Raw genomic sequence first — 25841 nt, 5'->3', positions numbered from 1 at the left:
GATTATACTAATCTGTTTTTAAATGCGGTAAGAATCTCAGTGTATACTGCATCGCCATAATGCAAATCTTCTACACCAAAATCAATATTTGGGTTGTCGTTAATTTCAATTACCATTGGTTTGTTATTGACTACTTTAATATCAATACCATATAATCCTTTGCCAATAAGTCGTGCCGATTTTAAAGCCATATCTAAAACCTTTTTTGGTACATCTTCAATTGGTAAACAATCGGCATCGCCATCTTGATCATTTTTCTTCTTTGCTTTCCAGTTATATATTTGCCAATGTCCTTTTGCCATATAATATTTACAAGCGTAAAAAGGTTTATCGTCTATAATACCAATGCGCCAATCGTAATCTGACGGACAAAATTCTTGTGCAATAATAAGATCCGATTCTTTAAGCATCTCATTTACTAAAATGTTGTACTCTTCTTCTGTCTTTGCTTTTTTTACACCAAAAGAGAACGTAGAATCTGGAGCTTTTAAAACACAAGGCAAGCCTACTTCTTTTAAAACCTGATTTCTATTGTCTTTATGAACAATAATTGTTTTCGGAGTTGCAATATTAGCGTTGTTTAAAGCTTCTGCCATATATACTTTATTGCAGCATTTTAAGATGGCATCCGGATAATCAATAATAGCAATACCTTCTTGTTGTGCTTTTCGAGCAAAGGCATAGGCTTCATTATTTACTTCTGTGCTCTGTCTAATAAATAGTGCATCAAAAGAAGATAAACGGGAAAGGTCTTTTGGTTCTATGATTTCTGCATAAATATTCATTTTTTCAGCAATATCAATAAACTTTTTTAAGGCTTTTGCATTACTTGGTGGCGCAGGATCATTAGGGTTTACCAGTATGGCTAAATCGAAATCCGATTTTGCTAATTTTGGCGTATCATACCTTTTTTTTGAAAAATACTGATTTGCAAATTCATGTACACTTTCTAAATGTTCTTCCGGAATCTCCGATTCGGAAATAGCCTTGATACTTTGTATGTTCCATTTCGTGTTATAATTAAATTTAACACGTAAAAAAGGTACCTGAAAGTGTTTGTAAAATAAGCCGCTTAACTCCTTGTATTTTTGCGCTACGTTTTGTCCGAAATAAATACTTAAAGTAAACTCACGAGATTTAATGTTTTTTAAACTTTGCTGAATCACATCTTCAAATTCATCAGATACAATTCTAACCAGTTTTAAAGTTTTTAAATCTACAATGTTTTTAACGGTAGGAATAGCGGAATGCCCTCTAGCTTCCGCTAAAAGCGAAACATAATATCCTTTAGACTGGTAGGAGTAATCTTTACAAAGATTAAAAATTCTAGCCTTTTTTAAAAGGGAGAATGTAGGATTAGTAAGATACTCTTGCGAGGAAATTACCGTAATATTCTCAATCGAAAAATTCCATTTTTCAGGTTGATTGACAACAATGTATTTGTTCATTAAAAGCGATAATCGCGATATAAATTATAAACAAAATTAGATTATTTTTCAATTGGTTTTACAAAAGCATAAAAATATTTTTAATTCTTTTAACGTGCTCTATTTTAGTCGGTAAACAGGATATTGTAAATGTGCTTTTTCGTAGTTTTCACTTTGTTTGTGCAGCCAATCTAGTTGCGCATACCAATTATTAGCAAAATCTTTATCGAAAGATTTTTTGGTGTTAAAAGCGATTTGCAATTTCGGATTTTGATCTAACAAAGTTTTTGCTTTGTCTTCCCAAACATAAGGTGAGAATCCTTCTTTTTGCTGTAAAATAGTATCGAAGAAATTCCAGTTAAAAAAAGAATCTGGCGCTTGTGGTTCTAAGGTTTCTAATAAATAACGAAGTGCTCTTTGATTGGTATTAATCATATAATCTCCTTTACGGAAAGCGATTTTTTCAATAGAAGATTTTACAGAAGTATTATAATGTTGATAATGGCCTTCGTAGGCTTGTTTTCTGGTTTCAAAAGTACCCATTTTATACGATTCGACTTCTAGAATAGTATCGTTTTCTAGTTGTGACATTTCTACTTGATTTAACTTTAATAAATCAATAACGTTCCACCATCCTTGAGGAATGATATAAGCATTTGGAATAGTAACGCTATCTGTTGGTTTAAAATAATTCTGATACGTTACCTCTTTGGTAAACGGTTTTGTATTGTCGAATTTCAATCGGTCTTTTCCTGTTATAGTACTCGGAATCCTTTTTCCTTCAAAACCTTTAAAGTTTAAGATGGAAGACTTGGCAGTATCTACTTTCCAGTTTAAAGGATAGGTTTTATTAGCTAGTAGTTTTTGATGATAATCTTTACGAATTTTTTTAATGTTTTCACCATCAGCTTCCGTAATCTCAATCATACTTTTCATTAACTCATAAGTGCCTTCCGCTCTTTGTTTATATGGTTTTAGCATGTGTGTTTCTACCATCATTCCTAAAGTGTTAAACAAAGTCGTGTAACCAGTCGAGTATCTTGGTGAATCTAGAAATTGACTAAATCCAGATTCTGGTACTTGATTAAATACATTTACATAAGGCGTAATATCCCAATCTTTTTCGGAGAGCTTCTTTTCTAACTCAGGCATCATTTTGGTATGCAGATAATTTCCTAAACCGCCACCAAGTTTATTGTGTTGCGTAAATAAATGAGTAAGCGTGTATTGGTAATCGGCTCCATTGCTAACATGATTGTCTATAAAAACATCTGGTTGTACGAGATGAAAAATTTGCGCAAAAGTTCTAGCATTCTTCGTGTCACTTTTTATAAAGTCTCTGTTTAAATCATAGTTTCTAGCATTTCCTCTAAAACCATATGCTTTTGGTCCGTTTTGGTTGGTTCTAGTACTTGTGTTTCTATTTAAACTTCCTCCAATATTATAAATAGGAATAGTAACTAAGACCGTGTTTATTGGCCCTTTAATTTTTCCGTTAGCAATATCTCTAAATAATAGCATGGTGGCATCAATACCATCCGATTCTCCAGGATGAATGCCGTTATTGATAAATAGAATACGTTTGTTTTTTCTTATTTCTGAAAAATTAAAGTTCGCATCTGGATTTAGGGTTATTATATGTAGGGGTTTCCCGGAATCTGTATTTCCAATAGAATCTAAATGGATTTCCGGATATGCGTTCGATAGATCTGTGTAGTATTTTATAACTTCATTATAGGTTGCGGTTTCTAAACCTTTACTTTTTTCGAAAGTGGTAGTAAATTCATAGTTTATTTTGCTTTTTTCCGTTTTACAAGCTGTAATTAAAAGGAATAAGAAAATTATTTTCTTCATTTTTCAAACGTTTTAGTTCGTTGTTGAAGGACAAATATAATAATATCCACTTGCGTTTCTGTTAATTAACAGTACTTTTGCTCCTTCTAAAATAAAGAGATGACTGAGTTTATAAGAAAAATAGTGCCAAATGCAAAGGATGATGTTTTAGCAGGAATAACAGTGTCTTTAGCTATGATACCAGAAGTGGTTGCTTTTGCTTTTGTAGCACAGATAGATCCATTAATGGCTTTGTCAGGAGCATTTATTATTGGATTAATTACCGCAATTTTTGGAGGAAGACCAGGTTTAATTTCTGGTGCTGCAGGAGCTGTTGCTGTGATTTTTGTGACTATGATTGCAGACGGACACACCAAAGGTATGTTAATGGATACACCTATAGAAAACATGGGTTTTTTCTATCTAATGGCCTGTGTAGTGCTTATGGGAATCATTCAAATTTTTGCTGGAGTCTTTAAATTAGGACGCTTTGTACGTTTAATTCCGCATCCAGTAATGATGGGGTTTGTTAACGGTTTGTCGATTGTTATTTTTATGGCACAAGTAAAAATGTTTTCGCATAAATCTTTACAAGTATCTTCAGCAGGTGTAAAAGAATATGTAAGCACATATATGCAAGGATCTGAACTGTACGTTATGATTGGTTTGGTGTTATTGACTATGGGGATCATTTGGGGTTTACCTAAAATCACAAAAAAATTACCGGCTGCATTAACGGCTATTTTAGTTACCAGTCTTATTGTTATTGGTTTTAATATGGATGTTTCTACTGTTGGATCTTATATTATTGAAGGAGGAGGAACTGGTTTAAAAGGAGAGTTTCCAACACCAAATATGGAGCTTTGGGAAAAATTACCTTTTAATTTAGATACCTTAAAATTTATTGCATTACCTGCGTTTTTAGCAGCTTCGGTTGGATTGATAGAGTCTTTAATGACCATGAATTTAGTGGATGAATTAACCGAAACTAGAGGAAACGGAAATCGAGAATGTGTTGCGCAAGGAGCAGGAAATATTGTTTCTGGTTTATTTGGAGGAACTGGAGGTTGTGGTATGATTGGTCAAACCGTAATTAATATAAATGCTGGCGGACGAGGTAGATTATCCGGAATCATGATGGCAGTTACTTTGCTATCCTTTATTCTATTTGCAGATAAACTAATTGAAATGGTGCCAATTGCAGCTTTAGTAGGTGTAATGTTTATGATGGTTATTGAAACTTTTGCATGGTCCAGTTTTAGAATATTAAAGAAAATACCAGTTTCTGATGCCATTGTACTTATTACGGTATCCTTGGTAACTGTATTTGTCGATCTAGCAGTTGCAGTATTTGTAGGTGTAATTATTTCGGCTTTAGTATTTGCTTGGGAAAATGCTAAGAAAATTAGAGCTAGAAAACGTATAAGAGAAGATGGTACTAAGGTTTACGAAATTTGGGGCCCTTTATTCTTTGGAAGTATTCAAGCATTTAACGATAAGTTTGATGTGAAAACAGATCCTGAAAAAGTAGAAATAGATTTTGTAGAATCTCGTATTAGTGATCACTCTGCAATTGAAGCTATTTTTAATTTAGTGGAAAAATATGAAGCAGCAGGAAAAAGTATCAAGCTGAAACATTTAAGCGAAGATTGTAAGATTTTATTATATAAGTCCAGTCCTAAATTTAGAGATGTTGTTGTGGAGGATATAGATGATCCAAGATACCATCTAGCAGCAAATCCAGAAGACTTTCCTAAACCTTTATCCGAATATAAACTGTAATATACCATTTGTAAACAACTGTAAAACACGATAAAGTGTGATTTAACACCGATTAAACGCTTGGTTATCCTCTGTTTTTTTTATCTTGCAAAATATGAAAACGTGCCTAATAAAGTATTTTTACTTTAGTTTGGTTATTGTTGCTTGTTTAACCGCCCCAGTTTACGCGCAACAGGAACCTGATCTTTCCAAATATATGCTTACGGAAGTAGATAGAGCTTTTGAGCTCAATCAACGCGCTAAGTATGGAGAGTCCATTGAGATTAGTAGTAAGGTGTTAGTGTATGCTAACAAGGTAAATGACGATTATCTTAAAGCCAGTGTCTACAATAATTTAGGGGCTTCTCACTACTATATGGATAACGAATCTGTAAGTTTTGATTATCTATTTAAGTCTAAAGATTTATTCCTAAAATTAAAAGATACTTCCGAAATAATAATTGCCTATAACAATCTTGGCGTTAATTACAGGGCATTTAACAAATTAGAGGAATCTAATGTCTACTTTAAAAAGTCTTTAAATCTTGCTGAAATAAGTAAAGCGCAAGCCGAATTAGTATATCCTTTATATAATATGGGGGTTAATTTAATTGAAAAGGATGCACCAACGCCTAACGATTATAAAGAAAGCTACGGTTATATGAAAAGAGCTGAAGTTTTGGCGTACGAGCATTATCCCAAAGATGCAATTGTAGCCGAAGTGTTGGAGGTTCTAAGTTTCTTGCATCATAAACTTGGTGATGAAGAGAAATCGTTAGAATATTATCAAAAGGTTTTAGATTATTCTGAAAAATACAATTTCTTGGAAGTTCAGTCAGAAGCGTATTCTAATAGAGCTGATATTTATGTAGAGAAAGAAGATTTTAAGAGTGCTTTTTATGTTTTAGAGGATTATATCACAACTAATGATTCCATCAACTCTATGAAACAATATGAGAAGGCGAAACAAATCGAAGCAGACAATTTTATTAGAGAGAATGAACTTAAATTAACACTTGTAGAAAAAGAAAAAGCACTACAAGATCGAGATATCGCCAAAACTAGAATATTTAATGGCGTGCTAATTTTTTTCACTTCCGCTTTATTGCTTTTAGCCTTTTTTGGATATAAGAAAAATAAACAACTCCAGAAAGCTAGAGATAAAGCCGAAAATTTGTCTCGTGAAAAGAGTGATTTTTATTCTGAAATTAGCCATGAATTACGAACGCCTCTTTATGCCGTAACCGAACTATCTAATTTATTACTAGAAGAAGATGTTAGTCCAGATCATAAAGAATACCTAGAATCCTTAAAGTTCTCAGGAAATCATTTATTGTCGTTAATTAATAATGTATTAGAATTGAATAAAGTGGAATCAGGTACCATGAAAATTCAATTATTAGACATGGATCTGAAGAATATTATATCCAATATTATTGATAGTTTGGAATATGCGTTACGAGATAGTTCCAATACTATCCGATTAGATTATGATAATTCTATTCCGGATTTATTGGTAGGAGATTCTTTAAAACTGTCTCAAATATTTATAAACTTAATTTCAAATGCAATAAAATTCACAAATAAGGGTAACATAACGGTTACTGTTAGAAAGGTAAAAGATAAAGGAGATGAGGTTCGCATTTATTTTGAAGTTTCTGATACAGGAGTGGGTATTTCAAAAGAAAAACAGGGTCAGGTTTTTGAAAATTTCTACCAAGAACATGCTAAAATTGAAAAATCATATAAAGGTACAGGTTTAGGATTGTCTATTGTGAAGCGCATGGTGACAGCAATGGGTGGCGAAGTGAGAATTGACAGTGAACAAGGCAAAGGAAGTACTTTTTATTTTGAACTATGTTTTAAGAAGAGTCGTAAAATCAATGTGTCTAGCGAGCAGTTTTCGCTTCAGTTAAATGAGCTTAGAGACTATAAAATTTTGGTGGTTGATGATAACAAGATAAATCGATTAGTGACTAAGCGTGTATTAGATCAACTTAAAATGGAATCTAAAGTGCTAGATTCTGGTGAAAAAGCAATAGAGTTAGTGAAAATAGAACACTTTGATTGTATTCTAATGGACTTACACATGCCAGAATTGGATGGTTATGAAACTACAAAACGCATACGTGAGTTTAATAAAGAAATAGCGATTGTTGCTTTAACAGCAGCTTCCACAGATGAAGTACAGGTAAAGATTGTTAAGTATGAATTAGATGGATATATCCTTAAGCCATTTATTACCTCAGAGTTTATAGAGGTATTAAGCAAAGCGATAAAAAAAGACCGAGTTAATCTTGTTTAACGCGCACGCTATCTGGAACTAAAACGGTATAATCTCCATTATTGCGTATTACTTCTCTAACAATACTAGAACTTATATAAGAGGTTCTTGCTGCAGTTAATAAGAAAACAGTTTCTATTTTAGATAGTTTCCTGTTAGTGTGTGCAATAGCTTTTTCAAATTCAAAATCGGCAGGGTTTCGTAAGCCACGTAAAATAAATTGGGACTTTACTTCTTTACAAAAGTCGATGGTTAAACCTTTATAGGTTACCACTTTTACTTTTGGCTCGTCTTTAAAAGACTCTTCTAAAAATCGCTTTCTTTCTTCTAAAGAAAACATATATTTTTTTTCGGAGTTTACACCAATAGCAACAATCACTTCATCAAAAAGTTTTACACCACGTTTAATGATATCGTAATGTCCTAGCGTTATTGGATCGAAGGATCCTGGAAAAAGTGCTCTTTTCATATTTTTTTCCTGCGAAAGCAGGAATCTCATTTAAAGTTATCAATTGAATTCTTGAATCTCAAATTTACAATTTACTTATGGACTTCTTAATTCTGTAAACCTAAAAAAATAAACTTATTGTTTAAGGATCTACAGTGTAATTTATTCTTCATTCCTACGAAAGTGGGAATCTCTATTTTCAAATATAATAATTTATTATCTGGATACTGTCACCATAAATTACTTACTACTTCAATGCTTCCACAATAGCATTATCAAATAATTCAGGAAGTGTTATTCCTGCAACTGCTGCTTGTTGTGGTAAAATGCTTTGTCTGGTTAAGCCAGGAATTGTATTGACTTCTAATAAATGTGGTTCGCCATCTTTAAAAATATATTCGCTTCTACTAAAACCTTTCATTTTTAAAATTTCGTAAACTTTTTTTGCTAAAACATTTACTTTTTCTTCTTGTTCTTTGGTTAATCTAGCCGGAGTGATTTCTTGCGATTCGCCCAAATACTTCGCCTTATAATCAAAAAAGTCATTGTTAGGTACAATTTCGGTAATTGGTAATACTTTAGTTTCTCCTTTATAGGTAATTACACCAACAGAAACTTCCGTACCATCTAAAAAAGACTCTACAATAATCTCATCATCTTCTTTAAAAGCAACGTCAATCGCATTTTGCAAGTCTTCCTTTTTATATACTTTAGTGATCCCAAAGCTGCTTCCTGCTTTATTCGCTTTTACAAAACAAGGCAGGTCCACTTTTTTTACAATAGCATCTTCATCAATAGTATCGCCAAGATTTATATAAAAGCTTTCCGCGGTTTTAATGCCATAGGGTTTTAAAATACTTAAGCAATCTCGTTTATTAAATGTTACGCTCGCTTGGTACATATCACAACTAGTTTGTGGTAAATTAAGTAGTTTAAAGTAGGCTTGCATGTAGCCATCTTCACCTGGAGAACCATGAATTGCGTTAAAAACACAGTCAAAAGTGGTTTTTTTGTCATCAATAGTAACCGAAAAGTCATTTTTATCTATTGCAAATTCACTGTTGTTTGCATCTACATAAACCCATTTATTTTTAAAAATGTGTATTCTGTAAGCGTTGTATTTATTAGCGTCAAGTAGCTCATAGACAACGTTTCCGCTTTTTAAAGAGATTTCATATTCGCTAGAATATCCTCCCATTATAATGGCAATGTTTTTCTTCATATTAATAACAAACGATGAAAATAATCGTTAAGCTAAAATATCATTAATTAATCAAAAGTAAAAACAGTTCTGTTTTTATATCTTTGCCAATCTAAAATAAGATCATGAGCATAGTTCAATTTATTACCAGTAAAACGTTTTTAAAACAACTAGCGTTAGCCTTTGTAGCTATAGCAGTACTGACTTTTCTTATGTTAAGATGGTTGAGCTATACCACTAATCATGGCAAATTTGAAACCGTTCCAGAATTAAAAGGAAAGTCTATTGCAGTAGCAGAAATAGAGTTAAAAGAGAATAACTTGGTAATGCAAATTCAAGATTCTGCAAATTTTAATCCTAAATACCCTAAGTTTTCGGTAATCGATCAAGATCCTCCTTCTGGTGAAAAAGTAAAAGAAAATCGTAAAATTTATTTAACACTAAACCCTTCAGGATATAGAAAAATACAAGTTCCAGATTTAAGAGAGCGTACGTTCAGACAAGCAAAACCAATGTTAGAAGCCTTAGGGTTTACTATTGGAAAAATAACGTATATTGATTATTTAGGAAAAGACGAAGTGGTACGACTAAACTTTGAAGGAAAAAAAATAAATGCAGGAGACTTACTGCCAAAAACTTCTAAAATAGATATCGTTTTAGGAAACGGAAAAAGACCATAGTCTAAATTAAATCCAACTATTACAAGATAATCGCTTATGTTTATCTTAAGCACAGTCGAAAGACAAAACGAATAATGATAGAAGATTACACACCAGAAAGCCAGAACGAACAAGATGATCTTTATGAGCATCATGCTTTTACTGTAGATAAAGGACAAGCGCCTTTACGAATAGACAAATATTTAATGAATCGCATAGAGAATGCCATTCGTAACAAAATTCAAACAGCAGCCAAAAACGGTAATATTTTTGTTAATGGCGAAGCTGTAAAATCAAGCTACAAAGTAAAGCCTTTAGATCAGATTCGTGTTAAATTTGCGCATCCACCTTTTGAAAACCTTTTGGTAGGTGAAGATATTCCATTAGATGTTGTGTATGAAGATGACGAACTGCTAGTGGTAAACAAACCAGCAGGAATGGTGGTGCATCCAGGGCACGGTAATTATTCAGGAACGCTTATCAATGCACTTATTCACAGATTTGATAATCTGCCAAATAACTCTAGTGAACGTCCAGGATTGGTACATAGAATTGATAAAGATACTAGCGGACTTCTTGTCGTTGCTAAAACCGAAGAAGCCATGGCGCATCTTTCTAGTCAATTTGCCAAAAAAACTAGCGAGCGCGAATACGTAGCGTTAGTTTGGGGAAATATGGATGAAGACGAAGGCACTATAGAAGGTAATATTGGTAGACACCAAAAAAATAGATTGCAAAATACCGTGTATTTGGGTGACGAAGCAGAAAATGGAAAACCAGCCGTTACACATTACAAAGTTTTAGAGCGTTTAGGTTATATTACTATGGTTGCTTGTAAATTAGAAACCGGTAGAACGCACCAAATTCGTGTGCACATGAAACATATTGGTCACACGCTTTTTAACGACGAACGTTATGGTGGAAACCTTATTTTAAAAGGAACCACTTTTACCAAATACAAGCAATTTGTAGATAACTGTTTTAAAATCTTACCAAGACAAGCACTGCATGCAAAAACCTTAGGTTTTGTACATCCTAAAACCAATGAGTTTATGAGTTTTGAGTCCGAGATCCCAGAAGATATCCAACAATGTATCGAAAAGTGGAGACACTATTCCAAGCATGTCGATCATTAATAAATAGATGTTTAAAGAATAGGATTGCCCAACGGAACTAATGTGAAGTTGGGCGTTCCATTTTTATACCTACAAGGTTTTTAAAACCTCGCAGGAAAAAAATGTCGTGCTTTTCGTTAAATCTTTTTTTCGTGTTCTCGATACAATGCTCCTTTGGTCGCATCACTCGAACGGACACAAAAAAGGATATCACTGCAATCACTAACGCAAATTCCATTTCATAGTTAAATTATATTTTAGCATATAAAATTACTATTGCTTCAACTTTCTTTAATTGTGTACTATTTGTAAATTCGTAAAGAAGTTATGAAATAATAAATTATATTATTTTCGTACTTGAAATTCCGACATAGTCGGAAAACATCAAAATTCAGAAATAAAGAACGAAGAGATGAAGATGCGAAGCGCAGCTTCAAGCACGCAATCTCGAAAGAGAATGTTGCTTTAGCAATTTCCTAATTTTGATTGTGATCTTTTGGCTTGGTTTATCCTGAGCGTAGACGAAGGGTTTGCATCAAGGCAAAATGAACATAAAGAAGAAGAAATTATTAACCTTTAATGAGATTCCTGCTTTCGCAGGAAATAAATATGAAACTAGTACTATCTCCAGCAAAGTCCTTAGACTTTGAAACGCAATTACCAACCACAAAAAGCACAGAAGCAACTTTTTTAAACGAAGCAGAACGCTTAAATAAATTACTAAAAAAGAAATCGGCAAAAAGCCTATCTACGCTTATGCATATTTCAGATAATTTAGGACAACTAAATTACGAACGTAATCAAGAATGGCAATTACCGTTTACTAAAGAAAATGCAAGACCAGCAGTCTATACGTTTTCAGGAGATGTGTATAAAGGTTTAAATGCTAGTACTATTCCAATAGAAAAACTAGATACTTTACAAGATACGGTACGTATCCTTTCTGGTTTATATGGTGTATTAAAGCCATTAGACTTAATGCAAGCTTACCGATTAGAAATGGGAACGAAAATGCCTATTGGTAAAAACAAAAATTTGTATGAGTTCTGGAAAAAGAAAGTGACAAAAGCATTAAATGAGGAACTGGAAGACGACGAGTTGTTTTTAAACCTTGCTAGTAACGAGTATTTTAAAGCTGTAGATGTAAAAGCATTAAAAGTACCAGTGATTACTGCGAATTTTAAAGATTTAAAAAATGGCGAGTATAAAGTGATTTCGTTTTTTGCAAAGCAAGCAAGAGGTGCTATGGCAAGATATATTGTAGATACCAATGCCAAAACCATAGAAGATTTAAAAGGTTTTAATTACGAAGGTTATGGTTTTAGCGAAGCCATGTCTACAGAAAACAATTTAATGTTTATTAGGTAGTCCAGTTTCTGCGAAGGCAGGATTCTATTGGTAAATAGTTTTAAAAAAAATGTAGTAATTAAATCTTTACTTTTTTATTCACATTAATTTTATTTTCTGTTCGAACGCGTTTTTTTATTCTTGGTCTTCTAGCTCCAAAAGTACCTCTGTTTATTTTTCCGCGTTTTGTTTTTTTATCTCCTTTTCCCATAAATAATGTTTGTAAATTTGATTTACTCTTAAAATACAAAACTTTTAGCTTTTACTTTGCTATTTTTAATGCTTTAAAAATTATTTAACATTTATGCCTTATTATCTAATAGTAGCTTTACAAGCCTATTGTATTTATCACCTTATTAAAAATAGAAATGAATACTATTGGATATTCTTAATTATTTTTTTACCATTTATTGGATGTGTTATTTATTTAATAACCCAAGTGTATAACAAACGTGGTGCAGAAAAAGTGACGAATGAATTGGTAACACTAATTAATCCAACAAAAAAAATAAAAGATTTAGAAAAGAAACTGGAGTTTTCAGAAACGTTTCAGAATAAAATAAATCTAGCAGATGCTTATTTAGAAAATAAAGAATATCAAAAAGCTATTTCCCATTATGAATTAGCATTAGATAGTGATTATAAAAATGATTTTTACGTAATTAAAAATCTAATTACCGCTTATTTTAACCTAAATGATTTTAATCAAGTAGTTCATTATTCAGAAAAAATAAAAGAACATCCTGAATTTAAAAAGTCTAAAGCGCAATTTGTGTATGGTTTAGCCTTAGAGAAATTAGGAAGAATAGAAGAAGCCGAAAGTCAGTTGCGTGCTATTGATATTAGATACTCCAACTATGAGGAGCGTTTTATATTAGCTAAGTTTTTAATAGCAATAAATAAAACCGAAGACGCAAAAGAAATATTAAACGAGATGTATACAGAATCGCAGCACATGACAAAAAGGAACGGTAAAAAATACAGAACCACTTTTAGGAATGTAGAAAAACTTTTAAAAAGTGTATAGTTGTTTCTGTTTGTGGAATGAGAAAAAATAATAAGACATGAGTTCGGAAGATAAAAAAGTAGTTTGGTCCTTACAAAATAATAAACGTACCGAAGCGGAGCGCAATGTTTTTAAACCAACAGGTATAAAGAAAAAACAGCTTTCGGGTAAACAGTATCTAGTCATCAGTGTATTTGTGATTTTAATTTCTAGTTTTTCTCTTACATTTATGGTTGAGGAATCTTCAGAAGTATGTTTTATCTCCAGTTTTTGTTTTCAGTCTAAAGAAAATATTTTTCTATATACACTTTATATTTTTTTTAATATTATTATTGTTTTACTAGCTATTATTGTGGCTTATATTATTGGTAAAAAAATCGGAAATAAAATAAAAGTATAAACGTGTTTCTGTATAAACATCCATATCCGCCATTTATACAAAAAGACACCAAGAAATTAATTGTTGGTACGCTTCCGCCGCCAAGATTTAGTATTGGAGAACTTTTAGAAAAAGATGTGAATTTCTGCTATGGGAGTTATTACAATTCCTTGTGGTTGTATATTGAAAAGATTCACGGTTTAAGTTTGCGTTATGATAATTCCCAAGAAGCAATAGACCAACGTAAAGCATTCCTAATAAAACATCAAATAGGGGTTTGTGATATTGTAGCAAGTGCAGAACGGGAAAAGATAGATGCTTCCGATTTAGGAATGCAAAATATTCAGCTTCGGAATGTGATCGATTATATAAAAAAGTATCCAAGCATTGAAACGCTATTATTCACAGGAGGAAATAGTAAAAATGGTCCGGAGTATTTCTTCCGAAAACACATAAAAGAACATAACATAAAATTAGAATTGGTTTCTAATGAGGTACCAAGAGTGCATCAGTTTTATTTAAAAGAAAGAATAATCAAAACCGTTTCGCTTACTTCTGCTTCAGGATCTGCTAATAGAGCCATTGGTAGCATGCCTTTATACAAACATCTAAAGGCTAGTAATGCTACATTTAATACCTTCGATTATAGAGTGATGCAATACCAAGAATATTTATAGTCTAAAAATATACACGAAAACTTACGTTTGGCGTTATGCCTAACGATTGGTTTTCTACTTTCGAAATGTTATCCTCTGCATCCAAAACATAGTATCTGTTAATCGTATTTTTGGTGTTTAAAAGATTCCAAACAGAAGCGCCAATTTTAGCCTGAATTCCTTCCGAAATTTTTAAATCTTTTGTAGCCGAAAAATCGACACGTAAATAATCTTTTAAAGGATTACTGTTTGGTGCGTTGTAATTAATATTGCCAGCAGAGATGGTGTTGTCATGAGTTGTATAAGGCTTCCCAGAATGCCAGTTTACACCTAGGGCAAACTTGTATTTGTTTGCCGTGTAGGTATTGGAGAAATTAACCGCATGCGTAATGTCTGCGTTATTAGGAAAAGGGTTTCCGTTATTTAAGTTCTTAAACGTATAATCGTTTTTACTATACGAATAACTTAACCACGTATTAAAATGAGTAAACTGTTTATTAATTAAGAAATCCATTCCTTTTACTTGATAGCTTCCTATCGCTTTTTCATACTGAAACTGGTTTTGAAAGCCTTGGCTTCTGGTGGTGATGCCGTCAACTTCTTTATAAAAAACTTCTGCACTAATTAGTAAGTCGTTTTTGTTATAATGTGTTCCTAAAGATGCTTGTTTGCTTTTTATGATTGGAATATCTGTGTTGTTTGCTAAAATCCAACGACGCTTTTCGATACCTAAAAAATCATTTTGTAAATCGATGATTTGTGAGGTAGTCTGACTCTTAAATTCTCCAAGAAGTTCTACTCTAAAATGATTTGCAAACCGTTGGCTAAAACTTATTCTTGGTTCTGCTAAAAAAGCGTCTAATTTAGGAATGTAGTTAAATCGTATTCCTGCTTTTGCATTGGTGTTTTTGTTGTTAGCTATTAATTGGCCTTCAGCGAAAGCGGAATGACTTCTAATAACTTCCTTGATATAACTTCTAAATACGGGATTATTAACGTTTTCTAAATTACTAATGCCTACTTCAAAAAACTGATAGCCAATTTGAAGGTTGGTGTTTTTATTAATATGCCATTTGGTGTCTAGTTTTAAAGCGCTATCAAATACTTTATTTTCTTGAATTAATCGTTGGTCGTTTAAAATGTCAAAATTCTTGGCATCTAATTCGTAGTTAGAAATTGATACGTGTAGGTTAGAGCTTAATTTAGAATGCCACTTTCTGGTGTAGTTAATACCACTTGCCAAATTACGCTGAATAAGTTTACTATTTAAAGACTCGTTAATATTGTTAATAGTAGATTGTTCTTCGTAATCTAAATTATTATGAATGGTTAAAAAACTGATTTGGAGTTTGTCTTTTTTAGAAAGATTTAATAGCAATTTTCCCGAGAAATCATAAAAGTAAAAGTTTTCGTTTTTAGAGATCGTATTATTTTGTTCTTCCTGATTACTTTCAAAATCGGAATCTTGAAAAATGCGTTTAAAATACTGCTTGTAGGTTGGAGCAGTTACTAAATCGGTAAACGAACGTCTTGCCGAAAGTTGTAATTCTGCATGTTTACCAATTGGCGTTTTAGCATACCCATCTGCATGCACTAAATTAAAACCAGCCCCAGCTTTAAAATCATTTTGTATGGTGTTCGATAATTGCATATCTATCACACTAGAAACGCCATCGCCATATTGTGCTGAGGTTCCGTTTTTAGATACATTTACTTGCTTGGTTAAATACGGATTGAATGCAGATATAAGTCCGAAAAAGTGACCAGATTGATACATTTTAATACCATCCCAAAGTATGAGGTTTTGGTCGTGTGTTCCTCCTCTAATATTAATATTAGAAACCGTTTCATCTACACTTAAAACGCCAGGAAGTGCTTGGATAGTTTGCAATACATCTGGTTCTATTAAACCTGGTAAAATGCCAAATTGTTCTGGTCTTATAGTAATACTTCCTGTGGTGTTTTTATTTATTCCTGTGGTTAAATAGTTGGTGATTACTACTTCTTCTAACTTCTGAATGGTAAAAGGTTGTACTTCTTGTCTTACAATGGTAATAAACTGGTTGTTTAATTTGTTGAACTTTAATTGCGTTTGTTTTTCTAAAGCAGTTAGAATTACCTCTAAGTTTTCATTGCTATCCAAAAACACGTCAATATCTTTAATCGTACTATCGGCATAAGAAAAACTAACTTTAAATTGTTGTTCGATTATAGCCAATACTTGAGCTAGAGGTTGCTTTTTGTTTTGTGAAAAAACAGTCGAGTAACCCAAAAAAAAGAAAATTAATAATAGCGCAATTTTTAGCGATTTATTCACGCGATAAAATAATGGTTTTGTTGTTTTTTGTATAGCTTAATTGTAAAGGTTCTGTTATCGATTTTAGTGCAATATCTATGTTTTTATGTGTGAATTTTCCAGTAAATAACGTACTTGTCTCTATATTGGAAGTTTCAAATTTAACGTTGTATTGTCTTTCAAACTCTGCTAAAACTTCGCTTAATGGTACGCTGGAAAAAGCGCTAATATGGTTTAGCCATTCTGGTTGTTTGACGTTAGTAGTTGTAGCTGTTGTCATGTTTCCATTTAATACTAAAAACGAATCGCCAGCTTTTAAAATAGACTTTCCGGTATTGTAGTTTATTTCTACGGTGCCTTCATAACAAACTACTTCAAAATAATCCTTACGTTGTTTTACATTAAATTGAGTACCTAAAACAGTTACGGTTCCTGCATCTGTTTTTACGTGAAACGTGCTGCCTTTTTCTACTTTAAAAAAAGCTTCGCCATCTAGTGTAATGGTTCTGTTTGTATTCCAATTCTTTTTATTGAAGGTAATTTCTGAAAGAGCATTTAAATATACAGACGAATGATCCGGAAGCGCGAAAGTCGATTTTTCAGCATAATCTGTAGTAAAAGAACTATCCAAAGTTGTGGTGTAATAGTAGCTACCCAAACAAATAGCTAGAATAGCTGCGACTTTTAAGATAGGTTGAAACCATTTTTTTGAAACTGGTTTTTTCGCATTTATACCATGTAAGGTGCTTTCTAAAACAGCCTCGGTATTAAACTCTGGTGCTTTAAAACCTTTGCTGTACTTGGCTAGTTTAATTAACGACTCATAATCTTCGAGTGCTTCAAATGCTTCAAGTTCTTTCGGACTTAAGTCGTTATCTAACCATTTTAAAATTAATTCTTCTTTATTCATTGTATGCTATTCAAGTATATAACAAGTAAGGTTTAAAAACTCCTACCTCGAAATTAAAATTATTATTCCTATAAAAACAGAAATCATAATTCTTCAATGTCTTCTCGTAATTTTTTCAAGGCACCATAAATTCGTTTTTCTACAGCTTTGGTGCTAATATCTAAAAGCGATGCAATTTCTTTAAATCGTTTTCCTTCCACACGATTCATTAAAAAGGCAACACGTTGTGCTTCGGTTAAATTTGCAATGGCATTTTCTAGTTTTTTGCGGTATTCCTTTTCTTCCATTAAAAACTCTGGAGACTCGTTAGAATGTTCGGTTGGTTTTATTTTCTGATGTTTTAAAACTACTTTTTGATGTGCAACGGCATTCAGCATTAAATTATTTGCTACCGTATATAAATAGCTTTTCGCTTTTTCAGGAGAAACAGTACTGCAATTTTGCCAAAGTTTTATAAAAGCATCTTGCACTTTATCTTTAGGGTTTAAATGATCCCCAAATTTATAATACAAAAAGTGATGCAAGTCTTTAGCGTATTTGTTAAATAGGCCATTGAAACGATTCTCATTACAGACATTATTGTTTAAAGACTTTTGCATGTATAGTTAAAAAGGTTTCTGCAAAGTAGTAACAATTTTTTTTAAAAGTCAAGGTAGGAGTTTTTTTAACGAAGATGTTATAGTAGTATACAGCAATTAAAAGTTGCTATGAAAAGAAACAATTATTAATAAAAAACGAAACCATGAAAACTATCCACTCGAAATTTCTTCTTTTGCTATTCTTACTTTTTTTGATGTTATTTTCGGCATGTCAAGAAGAAGTAGTAGAAGTAACAGAACCCGATAATGAAGAAACGATTGCACCAAATTCTAATTTGGCTAATTTAATGCGCAATGTAGCTTCTAACGATGGTTCTGGTGATAATATTATCGATTATGCGAATTGCCTAGAGGTTGCTTTACCGGTAACCGTTACTGCAAATGGTGTAACAATAACTATAGAAAGTATTACAGATTATGATGCATTAGAAACTATTTTAGACGCTTTTACAATTGATGACGACGACGTAGAAATAACATTTCCAATAACCGTGATTTTAAGCGATTATTCTGAAATAATTATTAATAACCAAGACGAATTAGAAGCACAAATAGAAAATTGTAATGATGAAGATGAAGAAGATGACGATATAGAATGTGTCGATTTTCAATTTCCTATTACCATTTCCATGTATAATACAGATTTTCAGGTTATAGATACTGTTACCATAAATGATGATGAAGCCTTATATGCTTTTATTGAAAATTTAGATGGAGGAGTTTTAGCTAGTATAAACTTCCCTGTTACTATGGTGTTAGCTAACGGAGATACCGTTGTTGTAGAAAATAATACAGAAATGGAAGCTGCTATTGAAGCCGCTGAAGATACTTGTGATGAAGATGATGATTACGATTGGAATGACGATGATGGAGATGATGATTGTACGGAAGCGTATATTGCGTCTTCATTGATAGAATGTCATTGGAATTATGTTACAAGCTTATATTCAACTTTTGTTGCAGAATATTTTGTCTTTTTAGCAGATGGAAACGTAGAAATTTATAACGATGTAACTGGTGATTTAGTTACTACAGGAACTTGGAGTTTGTCTTCAGATAACGATATTACTTCTTTAAATCTTGATTTTAATATAGAGCCACATGCGTCTTTAAATATAGTTTGGGAAATGATTTCATGTGATGATGATAGATTTGAATTCTTTAATGGAAATAATAATTTAGTGTTAGAACAGGATTGCGAAAATGATGAGATAGAAGATTGTAATGTAAACCTTGCCGAATTAGAAGGCTTGTTATTAGAATGTGATATAGAAGCATCTACTTATGATGCATCTGGTAATATTTTAGATGAAAATTATTTAATGTTTGATGCTAATGGAGAAGTAACTGTTAATGGAGAACCAGCTGTAACAGAATTTGGCTCTTGGTCTCTTTTAGAATCGGGTTCTGGTTATACCTTAACCATTGAAGGATTGACTGTTTTTGATTTGTTAAATGGAGAATGGTTGCTTTTTGGTTGTGATGAAGATGCATTTATCTTTAGTCAGGAAACAAATTCAGGTAATGTAATTACTATGGAGCTCGAGCAAGATTGTGAAGATTGCAATACCCCAGAAGTTTTAATAAACGATTTGGTAATATACATGCCTTTTGCAGAAGAAGCTCACGATTTAATAAGTGGTTTTAACGTAGAAAATATTACCAATACATTTGTAGAAGATAGAGCAGGAAATTCTTCTTGTGCCATAGCTTTTACCGGAAATGACACCTTTGAGATTCCTGTAAATACAGACAGTGAGCTGGAACAAGGAGATAGTTTTTCTATAAGTTTATGGTTTAAAATGCAAAATACAGCGGTTGGAGATTTAGAATTATTTTTTAGATCACCAGGAAATGCAACACAAGGATTTCAATTGGGTGTTTATGATTTAAATACGCCTTTGTTTACAGATAATACAAGTTTTTATCTTTGGGATAATGACTGGAATGGCGGAGTAGATGTAGTATGGGAAAACACCGATTGGCACCATCTAGTAGTGACAGTAGATGCAGATAATACCGTTAGATTATATAGAGATGGAGTGCAAAGAAATATCGATGAGAATTCGAGCCTAAATATTGGTTCTCAAGCTTCAGATAGATACCTTATTGGGGAAGGTTTTGTTGGTCATCTGGATGATTTAAGAGTGTATAAAAGAACTTTAAGTTCAAACGAAGTAGGAGAATTATTTAATTTAGATGGGGAATGTTATACCTGTTTATAAGTTAAGTGTAACGAGTAAATTATTAATGAAAAAGAGGCTTCTTAAAAGAAGTCTCTTTTTTTTATTTTTAATTGTGAAAACTAAAATAGAGACAGTTGTTTTTCAAGGATGTGGTAAATATGCTTTAATTCCAATTAAACAAGCTTTTCCATTAAAGAAAAACAAAATATTTCTTTACTTTTGCAACTATTGAAATAAAAAAAATATGTTTAATAATTTAAGTGAAAAGTTAGATAAAGCGTTACATGTACTAAAAGGGCATGGAAGCATTACAGAAGTTAATGTTGCCGAAACTCTAAAAGAAGTACGTAGAGCGTTATTAGATGCCGATGTTAACTTTAAAATTGCTAAAGATTTTACGAATAAAGTAAAAGAAAAAGCACTTGGACAAAACGTATTAACAAGCTTACAGCCAGGACAATTAATGGTGAAGATTGTTAAAGACGAACTTACCCAGTTAATGGGAGGAGATGTAGAAGGTCTTAATTTAACAGGAACGCCAAGTATTATTTTAATGTCTGGATTACAAGGTTCTGGTAAAACAACCTTTTCTGGAAAACTTGCGAACTATCTTAAAACCAAAAAAACAAAGAAACCTTTATTGGTAGCTTGTGATGTATATCGTCCTGCAGCTGTAGATCAATTACATGTGGTAGGAGATCAAATCAAAGTAGATGTTTATAGCGATAGAGGAAATACAGATCCTGTAGCTATTGCACAAGCAGGTATTGCACATGCAAAAGCAAACGGACATAATGTAGTAATTATTGATACTGCTGGTCGTTTGGCTGTAGATGAAGCCATGATGGCCGAAATATCTAACATCCATAAAGCTATTCAACCACAAGAAACTTTGTTTGTTGTAGATTCTATGACAGGTCAAGATGCTGTAAATACAGCAAAAGCCTTCAATGATATTTTAAATTTTGATGGTGTTATTCTTACCAAATTAGATGGGGATACACGTGGTGGAGCAGCAATCTCTATTAAATCTGTAGTAAACAAACCAATTAAGTTTATTGGTACAGGGGAGAAAATGGAAGCAATTGATGTTTTCTATCCTTCTCGTATGGCAGATCGTATTCTTGGAATGGGAGATGTTGTATCTCTTGTAGAAAGAGCACAAGAGCAGTTTGATGAAGATGAAGCTAGAAAATTACAAAAGAAAATTGCTAAAAATCAATTTGGTTTTGATGATTTCTTAAAGCAAATTCAGCAAATCAAGAAAATGGGGAACATGAAAGACCTTATTGGAATGATTCCTGGAGCTGGAAAAATGATGAAAGATGTAGATATTGATGATGATGCTTTTAAAGGTATTGAGGCGATTATACATTCTATGACAGTAAAAGAAAGAACAAACCCTTCTATTATAGACGCAAGCCGTAAAAAAAGAATTGGTAAAGGATCTGGTACTTCGGTTCAAGAAGTAAATCAGCTATTAAAACAATTCAACCAAATGTCGAAAATGATGAAGATGATGCAAGGTGGTGGCGGAAAACGAATGATGAATGCAATGAAAAACATGAAGTAATTTCATGTTTTTTTTGTTTGAAATATACCCTGGATATAAAATGTGTCACCTCGAGCGCAGTCGAGAGGTCTCATTTCTAATTTGATATTAAACTAGGTATCGACTGCGTTCGACCTGATAGATTTAAAACAACAACATGACAATCTTAGATGGAAAAAAAGTAAGTAACGACATTAAAGACGAAATTACCGATCAGGTAAAAAAAATGGTTGCTAAAGGCGAAAAGGTGCCACATTTAGCTGCAATTATAGTTGGTAATGATGGCGCAAGTTTAACCTATGTTGCTAGTAAAGTTCGTGCTTGCGAACGTGTTGGTTTTGAGTCTACAATGGTAAGAATGTCTAATACTACAAGCGAAGTAGAATTATTAGACAAAATTGAAGAATTAAACACCAATAGTGATGTGGATGGTTTTATTATTCAATTACCACTACCGCCACAAATTAATACGCAAAAAGTATTAATGGCTGTTAATCCAGATAAAGATGTGGATGGTTTTCACCCAATGAATTTTGGTAAAATGGCATTAGATATGTCTACTTTTATTCCTGCTACTCCTTTTGGTATTCTAGAACTTATGGATCGTTATGGTGTAGAAACCAAAGGAAAACACACTGTTGTAATTGGTCGTTCGCATATTGTTGGTAGACCAATGAGTATTTTAATGGGAAGAAAAGGTTTTCCTGGAAACTCTACAGTAACCCTTACACATAGTCACACTAAAAATATTACACAAATTACAAGTCAGGCAGATATTATTATTTCTGCATTAGGAGTGCCAAATTTCTTAAAAGCAGAAATGGTGAAAGATGATGTTGTTATTATTGATGTTGGTATTACTCGTGTTCCAGATGAAACTGCAGCCAAAGGTTATGTAATAACAGGAGATGTTGATTTTGAAAACGTAAGTAAAAAAGCGAGTTATATCACACCAGTTCCAGGTGGAGTAGGACCAATGACAATTGCCATGTTGCTTAAAAATACACTTTTAGCAAGAGAAAGACATATGCAATAAACTGCTTATATTGCAGTATGAATTTTCTGCTTATTTTATTAATAAATATACAGCGAGTAACTATTGGTAGTGTACAACATGTGCTACCAATAGTACTTGTTGTTTTGTTTTGTGTGGTTTTATTTCGTTACGCTAAAAGATGGAATCAAAAGCAAAAAGAAGCCCTATTTCAAACTTTAGGTATTTTTGTTTCTCTAACTATTATTGTTTTTCATAGCTATAAAATTAGCCAAGGTGGTTATTCTGTTTCGGTTGATTTACCTTTGTATTTATGTAGTTTTTTAGCTTTGATTATTCCTGTTTTTACATACTATAGGAAATACTGGATGTATGAGATCCTATTGTTTTGGATTATCGCAGGAACCTCGCAAGGAGTGATTACTCCAGATATTGCAGTAGGTTATCCTAGTTTCGACTTTTTTAGATATTGGATTGCGCACTTGGGCTTACTAACCATTATTTTTTACGCCACTTTTGTTTTAAGAATGCGTCCAAAACTAAAAAGTGTTTTTAAATCACTTGTGGCAATACAAGGCTATTTAATCGCTTCGTTTGGTATAAATGCGTTTTTAGGATCTAATTATTCGTATTTAAATAGAAAACCAGAATCAGCTTCGGTTTTAGATTACTTGCCAGATTGGCCTTATTATATTATAGTTGTTGAGGTTGCTTTAATTCCTTTGTTTCTGCTTATTTACTTGCCTTTTTATTTAACAAGAAAGAAGATTACTTCGCAAACAGCTGATTTATATCTTTAAAAGCTTTAAACTCTAAAGCATTACCAGAAGGATCATTAAAAAACATAGTGGCTTGTTCGCCTACTAAGCCTTCAAAACGAATATATGGTTCAATAATAAAATGTATGTTTTTTTGTTTTAAGTCTTCCGCGAAAGCGTGAAAAACATCCCAATCTAAAACCACGCCATAATGCGGTATAGGAACTGCTTTTCCGTCTACAGCATTGGTTGGTGCTTTTTCAGTAGATTGTGCTTTGTAATGGATAACCAATTGGTGACCAAAGAAATTAAAATCTACCCAATGATCGCTACTTCTGCCTTCTTCGCAATTTAAAACATCTTTGTAAAATGTTCTGCACGCTTCTAAGTTGTGCACCGGAATTGCAATGTGAAAAGGAGAAAGTTTAGCCATTGTTTTCTAGATAGGTTTTCGTAGAACTTTCTAAAAGGGCATTTAGATCTTCTAATTCTTCCGTTGTAAATTCTCTGTACTCGCCAACAGGAACATCTAGTTCGATATTCATAATACGAACACGTTTTAAACTATTTACTTCGTAGTTTAGATATTCACACATTCTACGGATTTGTCTATTTAATCCTTGTGTTAAAATAATTTTAAACTTGTAAGTTCCTAGTTTTTCAACAATACAAGATTTAGTAGTTCTGTCTAATTCTTCTAAGTAAATACCATTAGACATTCTTTCAATAAATGTTTGTGAAATAGCTTTGTCTACCGTTACAATGTATTCTTTATCGTGATTATTGCTTGCGCGAAGTATTTTATTTACAATATCTCCATCATCTGTAAGAAAGATTAAACCTTCACTTGGTTTATCTAATCTACCAATTGGGAATATACGTTTTGGGAACTTTATAAAATCTATAATATTGTCTTTTTCTACTCTAGTATCTGTAGTACAAACAATACCAACAGGTTTATTAAATGCTAAATATGTAAAAGAATCTTTGGTGTTTACAATGGCTTTTCCGTCTACCTGCACTTCGTCATCTGGAGCTATTTTAGTTCCCATTTCTGGTACAACACCATTAATAGTTACTCTTCCAGCTTCAATAAGTCTGTCTGCTTCTCTACGTGAGCAATAACCAACTTCGCTTAAATATTTATTTATACGTTTAAGATTCTCTTCCATTTGGTAAAGATACTATAAGTTTAATCACTAAGTGAAATTTAAAATACTAGACTCTAGCTTAATTTGTAATGTACTTATTAATATACTCTATTATGGTTTCATTGTTTAATGAATGTCCGAAACCTTGCGTAGTTATTAATTGTGCATTTGCATAATTTTGTTCAAAACTCTTAGCGTCTTGATACGGGATAATTCTATCGCGTTCATCATGTATTAAAAGTGCTGAGGTATCAATATTTTTAGTGAAATCTGCGGCAGAAAAATAAGCCGGTAAGTGACCGTATTTTTCTAGAACGATTTCATTCATTTGTTTGTCAACTTTTTTATTGTATCCCATCATTTCTACATAACGATTAAAAACACCTGTAAAGTTGGAAGGAGCTCCTAATAAAACTAGTTTTTCTAGTTCTGTATTTTGGTATTTATGCTGATAAAATACAGTTGCCATACCACCAACAGAATGTCCAATAATGATATCTGGATTAAATTTTTTAGAAACGATATTTATAAATTCGGAATATAGAATAGCGTTGAATTTTTTACTTCCAGAACGGCCATGTGCTGGAGCATCTAGTGCAATAATGTTATAGTTTTGAGTTTTTAAACTTTCAACTAAAGGTTGCCATCTTGTAGCATTGCTTTCCCAACCATGTGCAAGTAATATGGTTTTGTTTTTACCAAGCCATCTATAGGTCATGATATTTAAGTCTTCGTGTTGTAATTCTTCTTTAAACGCAGTGTCTAAAAAGTCGGATTCTTTTTCATTAAATTTCTTTCCTCTAAAAGGCGTTGAGAATAAAGAAAGTGCTAATTTCCCAGCTAGTTTTGGTGAAATATAACTTATTAAGTTAATAAAAAATCCTATTGTTTTTGATAAAAAATTCATGTTAATCTTCTCTGTTTACTAAATCCATAGAAAATGCAGGAAAGCAAATAGCTATATATTCGCAAGCAATTGTAAATGGATTAGAATACTGCACACGCGTATTCTTATTTATTTTAATAGATTGTCCAGCTTCCAAAATTACAACTTCATCTTCAATAATAAATTGTTTTTTGCCTTTAATTATATAGGTATACTCGTCAAACTCTGGGGTTTGAAAAGGTTCACTCCAGCCAGCAGGAGCAATCATACGAGCTATGCTTATTTGAGAGTCCTTGTTGGTCGCTAAACCAAAGTGTTCTTCTATTACTTTTCCGTCTGTTGTAGGAACAACAAATGGAGAATCTTGTAGGGTGTATTTCTTTTTCATAATGT

The 25841-nt window shown here is 32.5% G+C and carries 24 protein-coding genes; 12 read left to right on the top strand and 12 right to left on the bottom strand.

The window, feature by feature from the left end; translation table 11 throughout:
- Window positions 1-2: 2 nt before the first annotated feature.
- Together FG167_RS01650 and FG167_RS01645 are read right to left on the bottom strand one after the other, a co-directional pair.
- Window positions 3-1448 carry a RimK family protein gene (locus FG167_RS01650; protein ID WP_203459757.1) on the bottom strand — a complete coding sequence of 482 codons (1446 nt, stop codon included), beginning with the start codon at window positions 1446-1448 and terminating at the stop codon, window positions 3-5.
- A 99-nt stretch (window positions 1449-1547) separates the two neighbouring features.
- On the bottom strand, window positions 1548-3281 hold the full coding sequence (locus FG167_RS01645; protein WP_203459756.1) for a M14 family metallopeptidase: 1734 nt from the start codon (window positions 3279-3281) through the stop codon (window positions 1548-1550).
- A 99-nt stretch (window positions 3282-3380) separates the two neighbouring features.
- Between FG167_RS01645 and FG167_RS01640 the strand changes: the two genes are divergently transcribed.
- Window positions 3381-5042 (top strand): SulP family inorganic anion transporter, encoded by a 1662-nt coding sequence (locus FG167_RS01640; RefSeq protein ID WP_203459755.1) that lies wholly within the window; start codon window positions 3381-3383, stop codon window positions 5040-5042.
- 94 nt (window positions 5043-5136) lie between these two features.
- Window positions 5137-7326: an ATP-binding protein gene (locus FG167_RS01635; RefSeq protein ID WP_203459754.1), complete on the top strand. Its 2190-nt coding sequence runs from the start codon at window positions 5137-5139 to the stop codon at window positions 7324-7326.
- On the opposite strand, the gene coaD is transcribed toward FG167_RS01635, so the two are convergent.
- Together coaD and FG167_RS01625 are read right to left on the bottom strand one after the other, a co-directional pair.
- Entirely contained in the window at window positions 7313-7774 is a 462-nt protein-coding gene (gene coaD, locus FG167_RS01630; RefSeq protein WP_055442829.1) for a pantetheine-phosphate adenylyltransferase, read from the bottom strand. The genes FG167_RS01635 and coaD overlap by 14 nt on opposite strands.
- Before the next feature lie 226 nt (window positions 7775-8000).
- The gene (locus FG167_RS01625) at window positions 8001-8975 is read right to left on the bottom strand and encodes a D-alanine--D-alanine ligase (protein WP_203459753.1); all 975 of its coding nucleotides are present in this window, start codon (window positions 8973-8975) and stop codon (window positions 8001-8003) included.
- 104 nt (window positions 8976-9079) lie between these two features.
- Here FG167_RS01625 and FG167_RS01620 point away from each other — a divergent pair, with 104 nt between their 5' ends.
- The 3 genes from FG167_RS01620 to yaaA all read left to right on the top strand — a co-directional run bounded on the left by FG167_RS01620 (window position 9080) and on the right by yaaA (window position 12096).
- Window positions 9080-9634, top strand: coding sequence for a PASTA domain-containing protein (locus tag FG167_RS01620; RefSeq protein ID WP_203459752.1), 555 nt, complete (start codon window positions 9080-9082; stop codon window positions 9632-9634).
- Between the two features lie 74 nt (window positions 9635-9708).
- Window positions 9709-10749: an RluA family pseudouridine synthase gene (locus tag FG167_RS01615; protein WP_203459751.1), complete on the top strand. Its 1041-nt coding sequence runs from the start codon at window positions 9709-9711 to the stop codon at window positions 10747-10749.
- A 588-nt stretch (window positions 10750-11337) separates the two neighbouring features.
- On the top strand, window positions 11338-12096 hold the full coding sequence (gene yaaA, locus FG167_RS01610) for a peroxide stress protein YaaA (protein ID WP_203459750.1): 759 nt from the start codon (window positions 11338-11340) through the stop codon (window positions 12094-12096).
- 58 nt (window positions 12097-12154) lie between these two features.
- On the opposite strand, the gene FG167_RS01605 is transcribed toward yaaA, so the two are convergent.
- On the bottom strand, window positions 12155-12286 hold the full coding sequence (locus tag FG167_RS01605) for a 30S ribosomal protein THX (protein ID WP_083478232.1): 132 nt from the start codon (window positions 12284-12286) through the stop codon (window positions 12155-12157).
- 93 nt (window positions 12287-12379) lie between these two features.
- Between FG167_RS01605 and FG167_RS01600 the strand changes: the two genes are divergently transcribed.
- Genes FG167_RS01600 through FG167_RS01590 form a run of 3 tightly spaced genes read left to right on the top strand, consistent with a single transcriptional unit; the run spans window position 12380 to window position 14137 of the window.
- Entirely contained in the window at window positions 12380-13102 is a 723-nt protein-coding gene (locus tag FG167_RS01600) for a TRAFs-binding domain-containing protein (RefSeq protein WP_203459749.1), read from the top strand.
- Between the two features lie 37 nt (window positions 13103-13139).
- Entirely contained in the window at window positions 13140-13481 is a 342-nt protein-coding gene (locus FG167_RS01595) for a hypothetical protein (protein WP_203459748.1), read from the top strand.
- 2 nt (window positions 13482-13483) lie between these two features.
- A complete protein-coding gene (locus tag FG167_RS01590) occupies window positions 13484-14137 on the top strand; it encodes a uracil-DNA glycosylase family protein (protein ID WP_203459747.1) in 654 nt (217 codons plus the stop codon).
- Window position 14138: 1 nt separating this feature from the next.
- Here the strand turns inward: FG167_RS01590 and FG167_RS01585 are convergent, their stop codons facing one another.
- From FG167_RS01585 to FG167_RS01575, 3 genes are all read right to left on the bottom strand, one after another.
- Window positions 14139-16433, bottom strand: coding sequence for a TonB-dependent siderophore receptor (locus FG167_RS01585; RefSeq protein WP_203459746.1), 2295 nt, complete (start codon window positions 16431-16433; stop codon window positions 14139-14141).
- On the bottom strand, window positions 16426-17322 hold the full coding sequence (locus tag FG167_RS01580) for a FecR family protein (RefSeq protein ID WP_203459745.1): 897 nt from the start codon (window positions 17320-17322) through the stop codon (window positions 16426-16428). Before FG167_RS01580 ends, FG167_RS01585 begins: the two co-directional genes overlap by 8 nt.
- An 83-nt stretch (window positions 17323-17405) precedes the next feature.
- Complete coding sequence (locus FG167_RS01575; protein WP_203459744.1) at window positions 17406-17921, bottom strand: RNA polymerase sigma factor; 516 nt, start codon at window positions 17919-17921, stop codon at window positions 17406-17408.
- Window positions 17922-18064: 143 nt separating this feature from the next.
- Between FG167_RS01575 and FG167_RS01570 the strand changes: the two genes are divergently transcribed.
- The 4 genes from FG167_RS01570 (at window position 18065) to FG167_RS01555 (ending at window position 23453) form a co-directional block, all read left to right on the top strand.
- On the top strand, window positions 18065-20146 hold the full coding sequence (locus FG167_RS01570) for a LamG domain-containing protein (RefSeq protein ID WP_203459743.1): 2082 nt from the start codon (window positions 18065-18067) through the stop codon (window positions 20144-20146).
- A 205-nt stretch (window positions 20147-20351) separates the two neighbouring features.
- Window positions 20352-21680: a signal recognition particle protein gene (ffh, locus tag FG167_RS01565; RefSeq protein WP_203459742.1), complete on the top strand. Its 1329-nt coding sequence runs from the start codon at window positions 20352-20354 to the stop codon at window positions 21678-21680.
- A 136-nt stretch (window positions 21681-21816) separates the two neighbouring features.
- Window positions 21817-22695, top strand: coding sequence for a bifunctional 5,10-methylenetetrahydrofolate dehydrogenase/5,10-methenyltetrahydrofolate cyclohydrolase (locus FG167_RS01560; RefSeq protein WP_055442817.1), 879 nt, complete (start codon window positions 21817-21819; stop codon window positions 22693-22695).
- A gap of 17 nt (window positions 22696-22712) precedes the next feature.
- Complete coding sequence (locus FG167_RS01555; protein WP_203459741.1) at window positions 22713-23453, top strand: TIGR02206 family membrane protein; 741 nt, start codon at window positions 22713-22715, stop codon at window positions 23451-23453.
- On the opposite strand, the gene FG167_RS01550 is transcribed toward FG167_RS01555, so the two are convergent.
- From FG167_RS01550 to FG167_RS01535, 4 genes are read right to left on the bottom strand one after another with little or no spacing between them, the layout of a single operon-like run.
- The gene (locus FG167_RS01550; RefSeq protein ID WP_203459740.1) at window positions 23422-23844 is read right to left on the bottom strand and encodes a VOC family protein; all 423 of its coding nucleotides are present in this window, start codon (window positions 23842-23844) and stop codon (window positions 23422-23424) included. The two genes, FG167_RS01555 and FG167_RS01550, sit on opposite strands and share 32 nt — an antisense overlap.
- The gene (locus FG167_RS01545) at window positions 23837-24583 is read right to left on the bottom strand and encodes a pseudouridine synthase (protein WP_203459739.1); all 747 of its coding nucleotides are present in this window, start codon (window positions 24581-24583) and stop codon (window positions 23837-23839) included. Before FG167_RS01545 ends, FG167_RS01550 begins: the two co-directional genes overlap by 8 nt.
- Before the next feature lie 58 nt (window positions 24584-24641).
- On the bottom strand, window positions 24642-25469 hold the full coding sequence (locus FG167_RS01540; RefSeq protein ID WP_203459738.1) for an alpha/beta hydrolase: 828 nt from the start codon (window positions 25467-25469) through the stop codon (window positions 24642-24644).
- A 1-nt stretch (window position 25470) separates the two neighbouring features.
- Window positions 25471-25836 carry a cupin domain-containing protein gene (locus tag FG167_RS01535; protein WP_203459737.1) on the bottom strand — a complete coding sequence of 122 codons (366 nt, stop codon included), beginning with the start codon at window positions 25834-25836 and terminating at the stop codon, window positions 25471-25473.
- Between the last annotated feature and the right edge of the window lie 5 nt (window positions 25837-25841).

The organism is Lacinutrix sp. WUR7, from assembly GCF_016864015.1.
In the GTDB taxonomy this organism is placed as follows: Bacteria; Bacteroidota; Bacteroidia; order Flavobacteriales; family Flavobacteriaceae; genus Oceanihabitans.
This window is presented reverse-complemented; position numbering and strand designations above follow the sequence as displayed.

What these genes read in the sequence shown, in the direction of transcription:
- ffh (WP_203459742.1), top strand. Translation starts at nt 20,352, where the DNA reads ATGTTTAATAATTTAAGTGAAAAGTTAGATAAAGCGTTACATGTACTA.
- FG167_RS01550 (WP_203459740.1), bottom strand. Translation starts at nt 23,844, where the DNA reads ATGGCTAAACTTTCTCCTTTTCACATTGCAATTCCGGTGCACAACTTA.
- coaD (WP_055442829.1), bottom strand. Translation starts at nt 7,774, where the DNA reads ATGAAAAGAGCACTTTTTCCAGGATCCTTCGATCCAATAACGCTAGGA.
- FG167_RS01600 (WP_203459749.1), top strand. Translation starts at nt 12,380, where the DNA reads ATGCCTTATTATCTAATAGTAGCTTTACAAGCCTATTGTATTTATCAC.
- FG167_RS01635 (WP_203459754.1), top strand. Translation starts at nt 5,137, where the DNA reads ATGAAAACGTGCCTAATAAAGTATTTTTACTTTAGTTTGGTTATTGTT.
- FG167_RS01555 (WP_203459741.1), top strand. Translation starts at nt 22,713, where the DNA reads ATGAATTTTCTGCTTATTTTATTAATAAATATACAGCGAGTAACTATT.
- FG167_RS01595 (WP_203459748.1), top strand. Translation starts at nt 13,140, where the DNA reads ATGAGTTCGGAAGATAAAAAAGTAGTTTGGTCCTTACAAAATAATAAA.
- FG167_RS01605 (WP_083478232.1), bottom strand. Translation starts at nt 12,286, where the DNA reads ATGGGAAAAGGAGATAAAAAAACAAAACGCGGAAAAATAAACAGAGGT.
- FG167_RS01560 (WP_055442817.1), top strand. Translation starts at nt 21,817, where the DNA reads ATGACAATCTTAGATGGAAAAAAAGTAAGTAACGACATTAAAGACGAA.
- FG167_RS01620 (WP_203459752.1), top strand. Translation starts at nt 9,080, where the DNA reads ATGAGCATAGTTCAATTTATTACCAGTAAAACGTTTTTAAAACAACTA.
- FG167_RS01575 (WP_203459744.1), bottom strand. Translation starts at nt 17,921, where the DNA reads ATGCAAAAGTCTTTAAACAATAATGTCTGTAATGAGAATCGTTTCAAT.
- FG167_RS01645 (WP_203459756.1), bottom strand. Translation starts at nt 3,281, where the DNA reads ATGAAGAAAATAATTTTCTTATTCCTTTTAATTACAGCTTGTAAAACG.
- FG167_RS01580 (WP_203459745.1), bottom strand. Translation starts at nt 17,322, where the DNA reads ATGAATAAAGAAGAATTAATTTTAAAATGGTTAGATAACGACTTAAGT.
- FG167_RS01640 (WP_203459755.1), top strand. Translation starts at nt 3,381, where the DNA reads ATGACTGAGTTTATAAGAAAAATAGTGCCAAATGCAAAGGATGATGTT.
- FG167_RS01615 (WP_203459751.1), top strand. Translation starts at nt 9,709, where the DNA reads ATGATAGAAGATTACACACCAGAAAGCCAGAACGAACAAGATGATCTT.
- yaaA (WP_203459750.1), top strand. Translation starts at nt 11,338, where the DNA reads ATGAAACTAGTACTATCTCCAGCAAAGTCCTTAGACTTTGAAACGCAA.
- FG167_RS01535 (WP_203459737.1), bottom strand. Translation starts at nt 25,836, where the DNA reads ATGAAAAAGAAATACACCCTACAAGATTCTCCATTTGTTGTTCCTACA.
- FG167_RS01650 (WP_203459757.1), bottom strand. Translation starts at nt 1,448, where the DNA reads ATGAACAAATACATTGTTGTCAATCAACCTGAAAAATGGAATTTTTCG.
- FG167_RS01570 (WP_203459743.1), top strand. Translation starts at nt 18,065, where the DNA reads ATGAAAACTATCCACTCGAAATTTCTTCTTTTGCTATTCTTACTTTTT.
- FG167_RS01625 (WP_203459753.1), bottom strand. Translation starts at nt 8,975, where the DNA reads ATGAAGAAAAACATTGCCATTATAATGGGAGGATATTCTAGCGAATAT.
- FG167_RS01540 (WP_203459738.1), bottom strand. Translation starts at nt 25,469, where the DNA reads ATGAATTTTTTATCAAAAACAATAGGATTTTTTATTAACTTAATAAGT.
- FG167_RS01545 (WP_203459739.1), bottom strand. Translation starts at nt 24,583, where the DNA reads ATGGAAGAGAATCTTAAACGTATAAATAAATATTTAAGCGAAGTTGGT.